Raw genomic sequence first — 14,954 nt, 5'->3', positions numbered from 1 at the left:
TTACACGTTAAATCTAAAGTGCATCACATCGCCATCTTGTACGATGTACTCTTTACCTTCCAGTCTGCTTTTACCAGCCTCTTTTGCACCGGCTTCTCCTCCACAAGCGATAAAGTCTTCATAGCTGATAACCTCCGCACGGATGAAACCTTTTTCAAAGTCATTATGAATGACTGCTGCAGCTTTAGGTGCTGTCGTCCCCTTACGTATGGTCCATGCACGTACCTCTTTGACACCTGCGGTAAAGTAGCTCATCAGGCCAAGTGTGTCAAAACCTTTGTGTATGATCTGGTCCAGACCACTCTCTTCAACACCAAGTTCTGCAAGCATCTCCTCTCTCTCTTCATCATCAAAGTCTACCATATCTTCTTCTACTTTGGCACACAGTTTGATCACTTCTGAATTTCGTTCTGCTGCATAGGCTTTGAGTTTTTTTACATATTCATTGTCTTCACTCAGACCATCTTCATCGACATTTGCACCATAGATGATCGGTTTTGATGTAAGAAGACGCAGATCCTTGTTCATCGCCAAAAAGCCATCACTCTCTTTGTCTGCAAACGTAGATACCGGATGGCCTTCTTCTATATGTGCCAGGAGTGCTTCAGCGACTTCAAGCTGTTCTTTTGCATCCTTGTCGTTTCCTCTTGCTTTCTTTTTTAGCATCTCTATACGTTTGAGCACTGCATCGATATCGGCAAAGAGAAGCTCCTGCTCAATGATCTCAACATCTCTGATAGGGTCGATAGAACCTTCTGTATGAACAATGTTCTCATCATGAAAACATCTTACAATGTGCAGGATCACTTCTGTTTCACGGATATTTCCAAGAAATTTATTTCCCAGACCTTCACCTTTACTCGCACCGGCTACAAGCCCGGCGATATCAACGAAATCAATCGTTGAGTGTTGTATTCTTTCAGGGTTAACGATCTTTGCAAGTTCATCCAGTCTATTGTCTGGTACAGGTACCACCGCTTTATTTGGCTCGATGGTACAGAACGGATAGTTTGCACTTTCTGCATTTTGTGCTTTAGTGAGTGCGTTAAAAGTCGTAGATTTTCCTACATTTGGTAGTCCAACAAGTCCGATGCCTAGTCCCATGGTATTCCTTAATTATGATAATATGATTACCGCGATTTTAGCGAAATATTGGTGAAGAGGGGGTTAGTTCCTATCAGATGTCATTTTATTCATGATGATCATAGATGATTTATAGAAAATTTATCTATTTTACATACACTTTTGCTATGATAAAAAAATACAAGTGAGACAGAATCAAAAAAAAACAGGAAGATCAATGGAAAATGCTTTACTGATATTAATTATTACGATTGGTATAGCAACAGTACTCAATGTTGTCCTAAAAAGATTTGATATACCAACGATTATAGGGTATGTTATCACTGGTTTTACTATCTCATCAATTTTCCATTTTGCCAATGATTCCAGAGAAATGTTATCTCATTTGGCAGAATTTGGAATTGTATTTTTAATGTTTACTATAGGATTGGAATTTTCAGTTAACCACCTCAAAAGGATGAAAAAAGAGGTTTTCGTTTATGGTGCGATGCAAGTTATCATTTCAGGGGTTCTATTCACATTACTAGGTTCCTTTGCTTTTGATCTGGATATTAGAAGTGCTATCGTCATAGGTTTTGCACTTGCACTCTCCTCTACAGCGATCGTTCTGAAGATCCTTAATGAAAACAATCAAATACATTCAGGCTATGGACGTACAACGCTTGGCATTCTACTGTATCAGGATTTAGCTGTTATTCCGATACTTTTAATGGTCTCTTTTTTCACTTCTGAAACTGAGTCCTTGTCCATTCTCCTGGTTGAAACTTTTGGAAGTGCTATTGTGGTATTTTCAATTCTCTTTCTTTTCGGTAAATATTTTCTTGAACGATTCTTTGGCTGGATCACAGCATCAGGTTCAGAAGAGATTTTTCTGGTTGCGGTATTGCTTATTGTTATGAGTGCTTCCTATTTGGCAGATATATTTGGTTTTTCCTACTCATTGGGAGCATTCCTTGGAGGAATGATAATATCTGAAACAAAGTATCGTTATCGTATAGAAACAGACCTGATACCCTTTAGAGATATCCTTTTAGGCGTCTTTTTTATTACGATAGGGATGTTGATCGATTGGCATTCTCTTGTGAATTACGGAGATGTTATATTTGGGTTACTTGTAGGTATTATGCTCTTTAAAGGTTTAGTGATCTTTGGTATTTTACGCGTGTTTGTACAGACGAGAACTGCACTTAAAACGGCATTGGCACTGTTTCAGGTAGGAGAATTTGCCTTAGCTGTGTTTGCACTTGCATATGCCAATAATCTCATCTCTAATGAACTCAATCAGATCATGATCATTACGGTCATTTTTTCAATGATATTGACACCTTTTGTACTGAAAAATATTAAAAAGATTGCAGATATGCTTCACAAAGAGCCTATGGCATTACGTGACCGTGCACTTATAGGTGGTACATATAGAAATCATATTATTATATGTGGATATGGACCGGTAGGACAAAAACTTGTCAAAATGTTTAAAGAAAGAAATCTACTTTACGTCATACTTGAGCATGATGTGAAGGTAGTGGATGATGTAATAGCAAAAGGTGAAGAAGCCATTTATTTTGCCAATGCCGCACAGAAAATGGTTTTGTCACATTTTAATGTTAATGCTTGTAATGCCATCATTGTCACGGTAGAAAATGAGATACAGAGACAATTGATCTGTGAAAATATTGCTTCATTCAATCGTGATATCAATAGTATCGTAAGTGTAAACAATCATGCAGAAGAAGAGTTTATCTCAGCGTTAGGTATCAAACATATCATCAATAGCAGAGATACTATTGCTGATATGCTGGCAGAAGAGGCATTGGCATGTCATCTTAAACTCACAAAAGAGTAAAACGATGTAACACTCTCTTGTTCTCTAGGATGCCGATTATTTATCATCCTCAGAGAGTTTTTCAATAAGTTTTACCATCATTCTCACTCCGGCACCAGAAGCACCAAAAGGGTTTTCTCCCCATGCATGTTCTACAAATGCAGGACCTGCGATATCAATATGCGCCCATTTTTCTTTATGGTCTTCATCGATGAACTCCGAGAGGAATTGACCCGCTGTGATCGCTCCTCCATAACGTGTATTGGAAATATTGCATACATCTGCTATCTCAGACTTGATCGTCTTTTTGAGGTAAGGGTTAAAGTCTAAGGCAGTGGCCAATTCTCCTGAACGTTTTGCTGCATCTACAACAAGTGATTTCATGTCATCAGAGTTCCCCATAATACCTGATGTATAGTTTCCTACACCCACTACACAGGCACCTGTAAGTGTCGCAAGATCGAAGAGGTAATCCGCTTTGACCTCCTGCTGTGCATAGCAGAGTGTGTCTGCAAGGACCAAACGGCCTTCGGCATCCGTGTTGCGTACCTCGATCGTTTTGCCATTCTTTGCTACCAGTACATCATCAGGTTTATAGGCATCCCCGCCAATCATATTCTCTACGGCACCTACAAAACCATGTACCTCTACAGGCAAGTTCATTTCTGCTACGGCTTTCATGATACCGATGACCGCTGAACCACCACTCTTGTCCGACTTCATCGTCACCATGAAGTCAGCAGGCTTAAGGCTTAGTCCACCACTGTCATAGGTAAGACCTTTACCTACTAGGGTCACGACACATTTTGCATCTTTTGGCTTGTGTGCAAGGTGTATGACCCTTGGTCTATGTCGGCTTGCACGTGCCACAGCAAGCAGTGTCTCCATCTTCTCTTTTCTCAGCTCTTTGGGCTTAAGTACTTTACACTTCAGGCCTGTTTCATCTGCCATGGTCTCAGCGATCTCTGCCATGACATTCGGATAACAGTCATCAGGTGTTGTGTTGACGATGTTACGTGTGAAGTTAGTGGCATCAGCTATAATCTGTGCTTTATGGATGACTGTAGAAGCTTTTTCTACATCTACCTTGTATCCGTTATACTCTTCAAGTGAGATAGAGATATGTTTGATCTTCTTCTTACTTTTTTTTGTTTTATAATTCTCAAATGTGTATGCACCCAGGACAAAGCCTTCCACCATAGCACGAAGAGAGTTCGTACATTTCTCACTGGAGAGATAGGTTGCAATTTTGATAGATTTGTACTCTTTTCCATTGAGTGCTTTAATGGCATTGGCTGCAGCCGTTCTGATATCTTTACTGCGTGTTGAGTCTGCACCCACATAGAGTCTGTCTTTACTTACAAGGAAACACGTTTCATCCTGTCCACCTTCAAAACCTGCTTTTTTTAAGAGTTTTTTATCTTGTACGAACGTATGATCTGTATTTTTGTCGATGACAATGATGACTTCTATATCGCCTTGGATATCTGCCACAGAGAGTTGTGTTAATTCAAAATTCATGGATAGCCTTTGGTTTGTTTTATTCTATGGAGTATAGCAAAATATTGGTAAATACGCGTTATGAGAATAAACAAGACGCCCCCTTTTAAAAAGACTAAAGATACTTTTTGTAGTATACTATGTAAAAAGATTGCAAGGAGAGATGATGCTGTTAATTGTTATTGTGATAGCAGGAGCACTAATGGGTTTTATGTATGGTAATATGACAGATGGGTTTATTTTCGATAAAAACATTTGCCTCTTTGCAGGTCTTACACTCATCATGCCATCACTTTTTAAATTCAAGTTAAGAGATACTATGCTGGTATGGGAGTATAGGTCAGTTCTTTTTAAAGGATTTATTATTAACTATCTGCTTTTACCGATATTTGCACTGGTTATCGGATTTATAACGAATGATTTTGGCATTACTGCAGGCTTGTTTTTACTTGCTGTATTGAGTGGTGGAGGTATGGTCATGCATTGGATCAAAAGATCCAATGCTGACACCTCTTTAGGTTTCTTGCTTCTTTTCATTAATCTTGTTTTTGTTTCACTCTCATTATTGATGTTGCATCTTTTTGCTACGTATAGTGCAGGGCACTTTGGGGTGACCTATGATGAGAAGATCACTATCAGTAGATTTGTAGAACCGGTGATCACACTTTTAATCGTGATACCTTTCTTGGCAAGCAGGGTGGTACTCTTAATAAAACCATTGCTTACATGGATCGAAACTTACAGTAAATTTATCAGCCGTATCAGTATCTTTATCATTTTATTCTATCTGTTCGGTTTACAGAGTTCCCAACAGTTGATCGACATTTATGATTTTGAACCGGAACTTTTCTTTATCGCTCTGATTGCAGTAGCGGTGTTCTATCTGCTTGTATTGATAGTTTCAAAATTGATCTATAATTTGGACTCACCGCAGGAGAGAGCAGCATTTTGGCAAAGTATTACACGATACATCACCTTGGCTTTGGTGCTTTCTACCTTTTCGGCAAGTACCTTTGGTGTTTCAATGCTTCTACCTATCATGTTTTCCTATCTCGTGCAGATACCATTATCTGTCGTCATCAGCAATAGGTATATGACCGATGTATAGGTTGTGATGTTTAGGCAAACTGGTCTTTGAGTATATCTTTTGCCTGTATCATATCTTTATCACCACGTCCTGAAAGATTGATCAGGATCGTTTTACCTTTGATCTCATCTGGTTTCATCTTTTTAAGGTAGGCAATGGCGTGTGAACTTTCAAAGGCAGGAATGATACCCTCTGCCTGAGAAAGCCATACAAATGCATCCAAGGCTTCATCATCTGTTATATAGTCATATTTAGCGATACCTTCATCTTTTAAAAATGAATGCTCCGGTCCTATACCCGGGTAGTCAAGTCCTGCTGAGATGGAATGTGCTTCCTGTACCTGACCATCTTCATCCTGAAGGATGTAGCTCAGTTGACCGTGAAGTACACCCGGGCTTCCTTTCGCAAGTGAGCAGCCATGTTTGGAGTCAAGTCCTAGTCCACCAGCTTCTATACCGATACACTCTACGCTTTCATCTTCTAAGAAGTGATTGAAAATACCAAGGGCATTAGACCCTCCACCGATGCAGGCGATCACTTTGTCCGGCAGACATCCTTCCACTGCATTGAGCTGTTGCTTCGCTTCCCATCCTATGATAGACTGAATGTCACGTATCATCATTGGATAAGGGTGTGGACCTGCTACTGTACCGATGATATAGTAGGTATCACGTGCATTGGTCACCCAGTGTCTAATGGCCTCATTCATCGCATCTTTGAGTGTTTTACTTCCAGATTCAACGGCATGCACTTTTGCACCAAGCAGTTTCATACGGAAAACGTTCAATTCCTGGCGTGCAGCATCTTTGGCACCCATAAATATTTCACACTCCAGCCCAAAGAGTGCGGCAACCGTAGCTGTAGCTACACCATGTTGACCTGCACCGGTCTCTGCGATCACTTTTTTCTTACCCAGTCGCTTTGCAAGTATCGCTTGGGCTACCGTGTGGTTTATCTTATGTGCACCTGTATGGTTAAGGTCTTCACGCTTTAGGTAGATCTTTGCATCAAGTTCTTTAGAGAGGTTTTCCGCGAAGTAGAGCGAAGAGGGACGACCTACGTAGTTTTTGTAGTAATGGTCCACTTCTGCCCAAAACTCTTTATCAAAACGTACGGCTTCATAGTCAAGTCGAAGCTTCTCAAGTGCCGGCATCAATGTTTCAGGCACAAAACGTCCACCAAAACCTACCTGCCCATTTTCAAGGCTGCCAAAATGCCCTAGATTATCGGGGTCATGTGGACTTGGTTTAGGGATATATATTTCTTTATGTAAGTTCATCTGTTTCTCTTGTATAGTAATTAGGCAGATTATATCGTATGGGAGGTTATAAATTGCCTTATGGTGAGCAGATGAGACGAGTGAGATCAAACAATGTAGGCGATCTCGGCTTGTGAATCCAGTCTCATAGGCGGTCCCCAAAACCCGATACCGCTATTGACATACAGGTGGCTGCCATTGGAAAGTCTATGCAGTCCTTTGACATAGGGCTGCTGCAGTCTGACCAAATGCCCGAAAGGCCAGATCTGTCCACCGTGTGTATGCCCGCTGAGAATGAGATCAGGTCTATAGTTTCCAAGTTCTTCTATATATTTGGGTTGGTGGGCCAGGAGTATGGTCTTATAGGTGTCATGGCAGCCTTTAAAGGCTTTATCTATATCCGGTTCGAGCAGGTTCATACGATAGCCTATAAGGTCTGTTACACCTACGACATTGAGCTTTAATGCATCTATCTTTACATTCTCATTGAGCAACAGTGTGATCTTTGTGCTTTTGATAAACTCAATGATCTCCAGGGGATTGTGAAAAAACTCATGATTACCAAAAATATAGTAGATGCCGTGTTTAGCACGTATATTGTCAAGTTCTCTGATACTCTCTTTTATCTCTTCCAGCGCAGTATCGACAAGATCGCCGGTTATAAAGACTATGTCCGGTTTGAGCGCATTGATCTTAGAGACAGAGGCTTTAACAAAATCTCTGTCGATCAGGCCTCCTATATGAAAATCACTGATCTGAATAATAGAAAAATCAAAATGATCAAACTCCACTACATTGACGACGGGCTCCTTCATCCCCTCATAGGCACCGGCACTGACATAAGAGGTAGAGAGTGCGATCAGCGCAGCATCACCACTGTTCTTAATGAAGTTTCTTTTCGAAATGTCGACACTTCTGAGTGTTTTATGAAACAGGTTAAGCACTTCATGAACAATAAGATATAAAAGAAGCACAAAAGAGATACCGATGGAGAGAGAGAAGAGATAATAAAAAGGCGTGTTGATTAGATCTGTATAACGGCCTAAGACATAGAGTATATTGAAAATAAAGTTCAGGCCTAACAGGAGGGTCAACTTCTTTTTCACTGCTTCAGATACCAAGAACTTTTTGATGACCCTGGAGTAAAAAAGGTAATGTATTGAGAAGAAAAGTAGAAGAAAAATTGAAAAAAACATATAAACTCTCATGGTGGTCACCTTTAGTAGATGCTACATTATACACTACATTGTTTATGTTGGACAAAATGTGTCCTATGTCGATGCAAAGGACTTTGCCATAGTGTGTTTATCTTGAACACACTATGAAAGCTAATCTATCTCTAAAACAGAATAGACAGGGGCATCGAAGCCTTGACGTCCATTGAGGAAGGCAAGCTCCATGATGAAACATGCCTCTACACAATTTGCACCCACTTTATCTATGAGGTTTGCAGCCGCTTTTGCTGTTCCGCCTGTAGCAATAAGATCATCTATGAGAAGTACCTTCGGATCTTCTTTTTCTCCAAAAGCATCGATGTGTATCTCTACTTCGTCAAATCCATACTCAAGACTGTATTTCTCAGCCACAGTGGTATAGGGTAGTTTTCCTTTTTTTCGAACAGGTACAAAGCCAACACCCAGTCTATCAGCCAAAATGGAACCAAAGATAAACCCTCTTGCATCGATGCCTGCAACATAGTCCAAGTCATAACTTTCATAACGATTTTCAAGGTGCGTCATCAAAGTATTAAAAGCATCTGGCGTAGAGAGCAGGGTAGTAATATCTTTAAAGATGATACCTGGCTTTGGAAAGTCTGGGATGTCTCTAATACTGTCCAGAATGATTTTTTTATCTTCTGAGGTGAGTGTCATATTATTTCCTTGGGATGAAACTGTTTTTTTGGATTAATTGTAGCATAGTTGCTTGAAGGTTGTATCGAATGTAGTACAGACCTATTTGTAGATATTTTCTATAAAAGAGATCGTTCTCATTTTTTCAAATGCTTTTTTCTCAATGTTCTTTACCTTATCCTCATCCATATTACCACCTATCGTATAGGCTGTATCTTTATAGAATCTTTTGAGTATAATGGTTTTCAAGATCACATAGATCTCCATAGGCTCAATATATGAGAAGATCTCATTCCATGTAAGTTCATCTTTGATCCTTGCCTGTAGAGCCCTTTCTATCTTTATTGCCCCGTCACTGAAAATAGCAGAGATGATATGTATATTTTCAAAGACGATCTTTGGAGAGTAGAGTTCCATTTCTGACCTGAAATCAATTGTATACATGGTTCTACTCATAGTCCTCTCTCTAAGTCTTCGAGAAACATTTCTCAACTCTCTTTTAACTTTTTGTCTTCTTTCCCAAAGAGCGTCTACTACGTCGTTTGCTTCTTTAAGTGCCCATAATGCAAGATCATGTTCTCTATCCAGATCCTCTAGTTTCTCTCCTAGTTCTTTATACAAAATCTTATCTTTTTCTTGTTTTACATAATCGATTTCCGCGTCGTCCATCCAATTTGTCATTGTTGTTACCCTTTTCCCTTATTGATAATGTATAACATATTTGATCCATGATTACAGAGGTTGTCTTAGATGAGTTTTTCTATATCTTATATGACAACTCTGAACATATGTCTTGCCAATCTTTGTACATACTATATAGTATATGATAAAATGTCTTGCTATTGCAAGAAGTATTATTAAGTATTGACTGTTTTAGTATTTTTTGTGGAATAAATATACATTTATTACAATTTCTTATCTCATTATCTATGTATGAGAAAAAGTGTGATCTTGAAAATATACAATGATTTAGTAAATCTATAGAGACTTCAATGGTCTATATGTACGTTATAGAAGAGAGGAATAAGGATAGGGCAGTAAGCCCTTTGGATACTATGCAGTAAATACTAACCTAAGTCGGAACCGAAAGCACAAACACTTTCTATCTTTGCGACACGTCCGGTATGTCTACCGCCTTCAAATTCTGTGCTAGCAAACGTTTCTATCATATCTTCTATCACACCTTTACCTACGACACGTTCGCCAAAGCAAAGGATATTTGCATCATTGTGCTGTCTTGTGAGCTTTGCCGTATAGGTATCATGGCAAAGTGCTGCACGTATACCAGTTACTTTGTTCGCAGCGATAGAGATACCGATCCCGGTACCACAAATAAGAATACCAAAACTGCCCTTGTCAGCAAGTACGGCATCTGCACACTTTTTTGCGAAATCGGGGTAGTCCACTCTGTCTGCAGAGTCCGGGCCAAGATCAATGATCTCATGTCCTAATGATCTCACAAAGTCTTTAACATAGGCTTTAAGTGCATATCCTGCATGGTCTGTTGCAATATAAAATTTTTTCACGTCTTTCCCCTTTACTCTATAGGTTGTTCTGTTTGTATCGTTTCAATGCGTCTTCCTACACGTCCCCAGCGGACCGTAAATCGTTGTTTGTTCCAGAGCTCTTCACACGCTTTACTATCAATCGCTATTTCACCGCATAGACGTTTAAGTCTTGCATTGTCCTTCCCGCTGCCATATTCATCACCATGAAGCACACTCTCATAAGAACGGTGTTCTAAACTCATATAGTTCAACCAAGGCTTTCCTACGATAAGCTTATAGGGAACGGCACCCCAGAAACGGCTGTCATTCGAGTTGTCACGGTTATCACCGATCATATAGAAGTGGTCCTCATCTACTTTTGCATAGAGTGCATTGACACCTTTTCCTGTGATCTCATAGGTAGGTGTATCAAGACCATCTACATAGACAGGTACCATATCGATCTCTTTATTATATGCATAGTATTTTAGAAGAGACTCAAAGATATTTTCCCCTTCAGGTGCATACTGTATACCCGGATATTTTGACATATAAGGATTTTCTACCCAAAGCTTACTTCGAAGCGAAACAAGTTTATCAGCAGGATAATTTGCTTTCATATATGCTTCACCTTCATGAAAGTGAATAAGCAGTTTTTCATTGGCATAGAGTATTTCATCTCCGCCTACAGCAACACAACGCTTGACATAGTGTATTTTATGGTTTTTTGGATAGCGGAAAATAACGATATCTTCTCTTTGCGGTCTAGGACCTTCTATAAGATGTCCATTCCCGTTGAAATCCGGTAAAAGAGGGATCTCTAACCATGGCAAGTGAGGGGTAGGGATTCCATAGGAAAACTTCTTGGCAAATAAAAAGTCACCTATCAGTTGTGTTCTTTTCATCGAACCTGATGGAATTACAAAAGATTGTGCCACAAAGAAGATGAGAAAAAGTACGATGATGATCGTCCCGGTCCATGAACTGGCAAAACGGCCGGAAGCCTGTATAAAACCTTTCATTATGCTCTGGCTTTCGCTGACTTCAGTGTATTGCTCAAAAGCATTGCTATGGTCATAGGACCCACTCCGCCTGGTACAGGAGTAATGTAAGAACATTTTGGACTTACATTTTTAAAGTCTACATCACCTACGAGTGAACCGTCTTCTATACGGTTTATACCGATATCTATGACAATAGCACCTTCTTTCACCATATCTTCTTTGATAAGCCCAGGAACACCTACACCTACAACAACGATATCTGCTTTGCTTGTATGTGCTTTCAGGTCCTTGGTATGGATGTGGGTAATGGTCACTGTGGCTTCTGCATTAAGAAGAAGGGAAGCCATAGGTTTACCGACGATGTTACTTGCACCTACCACACATACATCTTTACCTCTGAGGTCGATCTCGTACTCTTCAAACATTTTCATAACACCAAGTGGCGTACATGCAACAAAACTGTCAAGTCCTGTGACCAAACGTCCAACATTATAGGCATGGAAACCATCCACATCTTTTTTCGGATCTATGACTTCAAGTATCTTGTCCGTATCGATCTGTTTAGGTAAGGGAAGCTGCACCAATATACCATCTATACGCGGGTTGTTGTTCATCATCTCTATGGTTGCTATGATCTCATCTTGACTGATCGTATCAGGCATGTTATGTGTGATAGAGTAAAATCCTACATTCTCACACGCTTTTGCTTTCATTTTAACATAGGCATGACTGGCAGGATCATCACCTACGAGGATGACTGCAAGTCCTGGAACGATATTTTTTTCTTGTTTGAGTTTTGCGACTTCAGTAGCGACTGTAGTTTGCACTTTTTTGGCTAAGGATTTACCATCGATGAGTTGCATAGAGTGCCCTTATATTTTTTATTGTATTATATCAAAAATACTTTAGGCAACAGAGTTTTGGCCGGTTTGGAGTGAACGTTGATACTATCATGAGACTATTATTGATATTACTGCCTTTAATGTTATGGGGAGAAGAAGATTTTATTTCACACTATGAGTATGGTGAAATGCTTTATGCGAATCCCAGAGGCGTAAGCTGTGCACAATGTCATGGAGAAAGCGGTGAAGGCCAAATCATTGTTGAATACAGGGATATACATGGAAAACAGGCTTTAAAAGGTTCAGATATACGTAGAGACTCACTCGATGACATGATCAAAGCAGTGAGTACCTATCATAAAGTCATGCCCCGTTATTATTTGACCAATGAAGAGGTCAAAGCGATCTATGATTATCTACAGAAAAAAAATCAGGCATACCTGTCACAATTCACAGAGAGTAACAGTACGGAATAATTGGTTATAATCATTCTTATACTCGAAAGGATGATCGATGAAATTCACTACTTCTCTTGCCATACTACTTTTAAGTGGAAACATGAGCTATGCTTCTTCTCTTGCTGTCTATCAGGACAATACTTTTTACACATTTACACCAAAAAACAATTTTCTAGGCTTTTCCAAAGGTCTAAAAGCAAGGTGTGGGGGAAGCACACTCCCAATGGAGATAACGACCAGTTGTCCTTCGGATGATAGGTTATGTCAGGTTATGACGGATTTAAAAAATGTAGAGCAAAAGCTGCAAGCTGTGCAGCACAACAGTAAGTTTTTAAAACAACTTGCATCATTGCCACAACCAACAACTGTAGATGCCACGTTCTTGATCGAGTCTGCAAAAGAACTTGGCAATGCACAGGCAAGACTTTTAGAAGAAGAGAAGGGCTTGCGTCAAGAAGCAGAAATGAAAGAAAGTGCATTTGATAAACAGGCACCTAGCAGACATGCGATAAAGAGTGTTAAAAGATGTGATCAAGAACTTGACCTTACCCTTCCTTACGGGTATGTCTCTTTTTCTACAGCTTATGAAGCCGATATAGAAGATGAAAAAGAAGTAGAGGTGACACAATACCTCTCTATCACCAACAGAAGTGGTATCGATATTGAAGCAGATAGCGCTATGTTCTATTATCGTGATGCCCATCAAACTGTCTATCCAACACACTTTTATCCATGGGTGGTCAGAAAGTATGAACCAATGCCACTCGTAGCTAAAAGGGCTAAGGGAAAAAGAGAACAAATGGATATGCTGATGATGGCAGAACAAAGAGCTGCACCTTCAGTCTCTTATGAAGATGCCAGAGAGTATAAGATAGATAAACTTGTGTTGCCTTCAACCGGCGTACCTTTGGAGATAAAAGTAGTGAGATGGAAAGCACCACTTTCATGTGAAATCCGTGCCTATCCTTATACCAATACGCAAGCATTTCATGTCTGTTCTTTTGAACCAAAATATCAAATAGAGCATAATCAATGGAAAGTAAACTCTTCTCAGGAGTTGATCAACGAAAAGGCACAAGGAGAGTATAGGGAAGGGAGATACGACATTTACACCAAAGTAGAAGAAGATATTAACATAGTACGCAAGCCCATAGTGAATAAGGAACGTGAAACAGGTATATTTGGCGGTACTGTACGGAAGAAGGATGGGTATAGGATTTCGATCACAAACAAATCTGACAAGGTAAAAACACTTACGCTTATAGAACGCATACCTACATCTACAACAGAAGAGATCACATCAAAACTTTTAAGTATTAACTCTAAGAAAAAAGTTGACTACAACATACTTAAAGAGGGACAGATAGAAATAAAACTTACGTTAGCACCCCATGAAATGAAAAAAATAGAAGTACTGTTTGAATTATCGTACGATAAAGATCTGAAAGTGAAGTATTAAGAGGGAAAAATAAAGAGGAATAAGTTGCAGGCATTAAGCCTGCAAGACACTACTAGAGTGCAGTTACGTTCTCAGCTTGTGGCCCTTTTTGACCTTCACCGATTTCAAATGTTACCGCTTGACCTTCGTTCAATGTTACACGACCACCATTTTCGTTGTTCACTTGACGAAAATGTACGAATACATCGTCTCCACCATTTTCTTGTTGAATAAATCCGTAACCTTTTTCATCATTGAACCATTTAACAGTTCCGTTTACTAATGTTGCCATTTTTTTGTACCTTTGGGTAATAATTTTCACTTATAATTAAGCGGAATCAAAATCAGAGAGAAGTCTTTCGGGGTCTAGCAATAACACTTAACACGCGAAAGATGAACTCGAACCTCATCTTTCTTCAACTATATTGTAGCCTCTTTTTTAAGTTATAAGCTTAGTTAAAATTAAGATATTTATTTTAAATATATTTTATGGTATCTACCGTCATATTATTCGGTATAAAGGGACTTTCAGCCGTATTGATATCTATTATTTTTTAGAAAGTTATATAATTTCTGTTAATTTTAAAATCATATGATTAAGTTCTTTGGCAGCTTTTTCGGCTGCTTTTTGGGCTTCTGCTTTAGCATCACTGTAAATATACAGGAGCTCTTTTTGTTTCTCTTCCCAAAAATCTTCACTCTCCATCTTTGCAAGATGTACTCTTAGTGCTACAATATCCAGCTCCTCTTGTGCATTATTTGAAATCTTATCACTAAACTCAAGTGTAGCCTCTTGAATCTTTTCAACACGATCGCGAGCCTCCATAATCCCTAAATGTCCTTGGAGTTCTGCTTGGTCTTCAAAGTGTTCATACGTTTCTTTGAGTTTGTCTTCAAGCGTGGCTAGATGTTTTTTCAGATCGATCCAAAATGCATTGACCTCTTCTGTAAAGTCATCGCTTTTCGTTTCTATCTTCTTTTCAATTTTCTCTAAGGACTTCTTAGAATCTTCTATGATCTTTTTAAACTCTTTTTCCATTTTTGATCCTTTCAGTAGACTATTAGAGTTATTATAGCATTTTTGAAGGGATGATATTTCAAGAAAAATATCATTGGGATCTG

The 14,954-nt window shown here is 39.2% G+C and carries 15 protein-coding genes; 4 read left to right on the top strand and 11 right to left on the bottom strand.

Annotated features, from left to right (window positions below; translation table 11 throughout):
• The gene (gene ychF, locus PF327_RS10380; protein WP_289402510.1) at positions 1 to 1,104 is read right to left on the bottom strand and encodes a redox-regulated ATPase YchF; all 1,104 of its coding nucleotides are present in this window, start codon (positions 1,102 to 1,104) and stop codon (positions 1 to 3) included.
• 196 nt (positions 1,105 to 1,300) lie between these two features.
• Here ychF and PF327_RS10375 point away from each other — a divergent pair, with 196 nt between their 5' ends.
• Entirely contained in the window at positions 1,301 to 2,929 is a 1,629-nt protein-coding gene (locus tag PF327_RS10375; RefSeq protein ID WP_289402509.1) for a cation:proton antiporter, read from the top strand.
• A gap of 36 nt (positions 2,930 to 2,965) precedes the next feature.
• On the opposite strand, the gene PF327_RS10370 is transcribed toward PF327_RS10375, so the two are convergent.
• Entirely contained in the window at positions 2,966 to 4,429 is a 1,464-nt protein-coding gene (locus PF327_RS10370) for a leucyl aminopeptidase (protein WP_289402508.1), read from the bottom strand.
• 145 nt (positions 4,430 to 4,574) lie between these two features.
• Between PF327_RS10370 and PF327_RS10365 the strand changes: the two genes are divergently transcribed.
• Positions 4,575 to 5,516 carry a hypothetical protein gene (locus PF327_RS10365; protein ID WP_289402507.1) on the top strand — a complete coding sequence of 314 codons (942 nt, stop codon included), beginning with the start codon at positions 4,575 to 4,577 and terminating at the stop codon, positions 5,514 to 5,516.
• A 10-nt stretch (positions 5,517 to 5,526) separates the two neighbouring features.
• Here the strand turns inward: PF327_RS10365 and trpB are convergent, their stop codons facing one another.
• The 7 genes from trpB to folD all read right to left on the bottom strand — a co-directional run bounded on the left by trpB (position 5,527) and on the right by folD (position 11,957).
• On the bottom strand, positions 5,527 to 6,774 hold the full coding sequence (gene trpB, locus PF327_RS10360; protein WP_289402506.1) for a tryptophan synthase subunit beta: 1,248 nt from the start codon (positions 6,772 to 6,774) through the stop codon (positions 5,527 to 5,529).
• Between the two features lie 86 nt (positions 6,775 to 6,860).
• Positions 6,861 to 7,961, bottom strand: a complete 1,101-nt coding sequence (locus PF327_RS10355; RefSeq protein WP_289402504.1) for a metallophosphoesterase — start codon at positions 7,959 to 7,961, stop codon at positions 6,861 to 6,863.
• Between the two features lie 120 nt (positions 7,962 to 8,081).
• Positions 8,082 to 8,624: an adenine phosphoribosyltransferase gene (locus PF327_RS10350; RefSeq protein WP_289402503.1), complete on the bottom strand. Its 543-nt coding sequence runs from the start codon at positions 8,622 to 8,624 to the stop codon at positions 8,082 to 8,084.
• Between the two features lie 81 nt (positions 8,625 to 8,705).
• A complete protein-coding gene (locus PF327_RS10345) occupies positions 8,706 to 9,284 on the bottom strand; it encodes a hypothetical protein (protein WP_289402501.1) in 579 nt (192 codons plus the stop codon).
• A gap of 386 nt (positions 9,285 to 9,670) precedes the next feature.
• Positions 9,671 to 10,129: a ribose 5-phosphate isomerase B gene (rpiB, locus tag PF327_RS10340; protein ID WP_289402500.1), complete on the bottom strand. Its 459-nt coding sequence runs from the start codon at positions 10,127 to 10,129 to the stop codon at positions 9,671 to 9,673.
• Between the two features lie 11 nt (positions 10,130 to 10,140).
• Positions 10,141 to 11,112, bottom strand: a complete 972-nt coding sequence (lepB, locus tag PF327_RS10335) for a signal peptidase I (RefSeq protein ID WP_289402498.1) — start codon at positions 11,110 to 11,112, stop codon at positions 10,141 to 10,143.
• Complete coding sequence (gene folD, locus PF327_RS10330; RefSeq protein WP_289402496.1) at positions 11,112 to 11,957, bottom strand: bifunctional methylenetetrahydrofolate dehydrogenase/methenyltetrahydrofolate cyclohydrolase FolD; 846 nt, start codon at positions 11,955 to 11,957, stop codon at positions 11,112 to 11,114. The genes lepB and folD overlap by 1 nt, the downstream gene beginning before the upstream one ends.
• An 89-nt stretch (positions 11,958 to 12,046) precedes the next feature.
• On the opposite strand from folD, the gene PF327_RS10325 reads away from it, so the two are divergent.
• The gene (locus PF327_RS10325) at positions 12,047 to 12,412 is read left to right on the top strand and encodes a c-type cytochrome (protein WP_289402495.1); all 366 of its coding nucleotides are present in this window, start codon (positions 12,047 to 12,049) and stop codon (positions 12,410 to 12,412) included.
• A 37-nt stretch (positions 12,413 to 12,449) separates the two neighbouring features.
• Complete coding sequence (locus PF327_RS10320; RefSeq protein ID WP_289402494.1) at positions 12,450 to 13,853, top strand: DUF4139 domain-containing protein; 1,404 nt, start codon at positions 12,450 to 12,452, stop codon at positions 13,851 to 13,853.
• 52 nt (positions 13,854 to 13,905) lie between these two features.
• Here the strand turns inward: PF327_RS10320 and PF327_RS10315 are convergent, their stop codons facing one another.
• Both PF327_RS10315 and PF327_RS10310 read right to left on the bottom strand, forming a co-directional pair.
• On the bottom strand, positions 13,906 to 14,124 hold the full coding sequence (locus PF327_RS10315) for a cold-shock protein (RefSeq protein WP_008243291.1): 219 nt from the start codon (positions 14,122 to 14,124) through the stop codon (positions 13,906 to 13,908).
• Between the two features lie 270 nt (positions 14,125 to 14,394).
• Positions 14,395 to 14,871, bottom strand: coding sequence for a hypothetical protein (locus PF327_RS10310; protein WP_289402492.1), 477 nt, complete (start codon positions 14,869 to 14,871; stop codon positions 14,395 to 14,397).
• Positions 14,872 to 14,954: the final 83 nt, after the last annotated feature.

The sequence above is a fragment of the Sulfurovum xiamenensis genome (genome assembly GCF_030347995.1).
GTDB lineage: Bacteria > Campylobacterota > Campylobacteria > Campylobacterales > Sulfurovaceae > Sulfurovum > Sulfurovum xiamenensis.
The sequence above is the reverse complement of the archived record's forward strand: the minus strand, read 5'-3'. Positions and strand labels throughout refer to the sequence as shown.

What these genes read in the sequence shown, in the direction of transcription:
- PF327_RS10315 (WP_008243291.1), bottom strand. Translation starts at nt 14,124, where the DNA reads ATGGCAACATTAGTAAACGGAACTGTTAAATGGTTCAATGATGAAAAA.
- PF327_RS10365 (WP_289402507.1), top strand. Translation starts at nt 4,575, where the DNA reads ATGCTGTTAATTGTTATTGTGATAGCAGGAGCACTAATGGGTTTTATG.
- PF327_RS10350 (WP_289402503.1), bottom strand. Translation starts at nt 8,624, where the DNA reads ATGACACTCACCTCAGAAGATAAAAAAATCATTCTGGACAGTATTAGA.
- PF327_RS10375 (WP_289402509.1), top strand. Translation starts at nt 1,301, where the DNA reads ATGGAAAATGCTTTACTGATATTAATTATTACGATTGGTATAGCAACA.
- trpB (WP_289402506.1), bottom strand. Translation starts at nt 6,774, where the DNA reads ATGAACTTACATAAAGAAATATATATCCCTAAACCAAGTCCACATGAC.
- PF327_RS10370 (WP_289402508.1), bottom strand. Translation starts at nt 4,429, where the DNA reads ATGAATTTTGAATTAACACAACTCTCTGTGGCAGATATCCAAGGCGAT.
- lepB (WP_289402498.1), bottom strand. Translation starts at nt 11,112, where the DNA reads ATGAAAGGTTTTATACAGGCTTCCGGCCGTTTTGCCAGTTCATGGACC.
- PF327_RS10320 (WP_289402494.1), top strand. Translation starts at nt 12,450, where the DNA reads ATGAAATTCACTACTTCTCTTGCCATACTACTTTTAAGTGGAAACATG.
- PF327_RS10325 (WP_289402495.1), top strand. Translation starts at nt 12,047, where the DNA reads ATGAGACTATTATTGATATTACTGCCTTTAATGTTATGGGGAGAAGAA.
- ychF (WP_289402510.1), bottom strand. Translation starts at nt 1,104, where the DNA reads ATGGGACTAGGCATCGGACTTGTTGGACTACCAAATGTAGGAAAATCT.
- PF327_RS10355 (WP_289402504.1), bottom strand. Translation starts at nt 7,961, where the DNA reads ATGAGAGTTTATATGTTTTTTTCAATTTTTCTTCTACTTTTCTTCTCA.
- folD (WP_289402496.1), bottom strand. Translation starts at nt 11,957, where the DNA reads ATGCAACTCATCGATGGTAAATCCTTAGCCAAAAAAGTGCAAACTACA.
- PF327_RS10310 (WP_289402492.1), bottom strand. Translation starts at nt 14,871, where the DNA reads ATGGAAAAAGAGTTTAAAAAGATCATAGAAGATTCTAAGAAGTCCTTA.
- PF327_RS10345 (WP_289402501.1), bottom strand. Translation starts at nt 9,284, where the DNA reads ATGACAAATTGGATGGACGACGCGGAAATCGATTATGTAAAACAAGAA.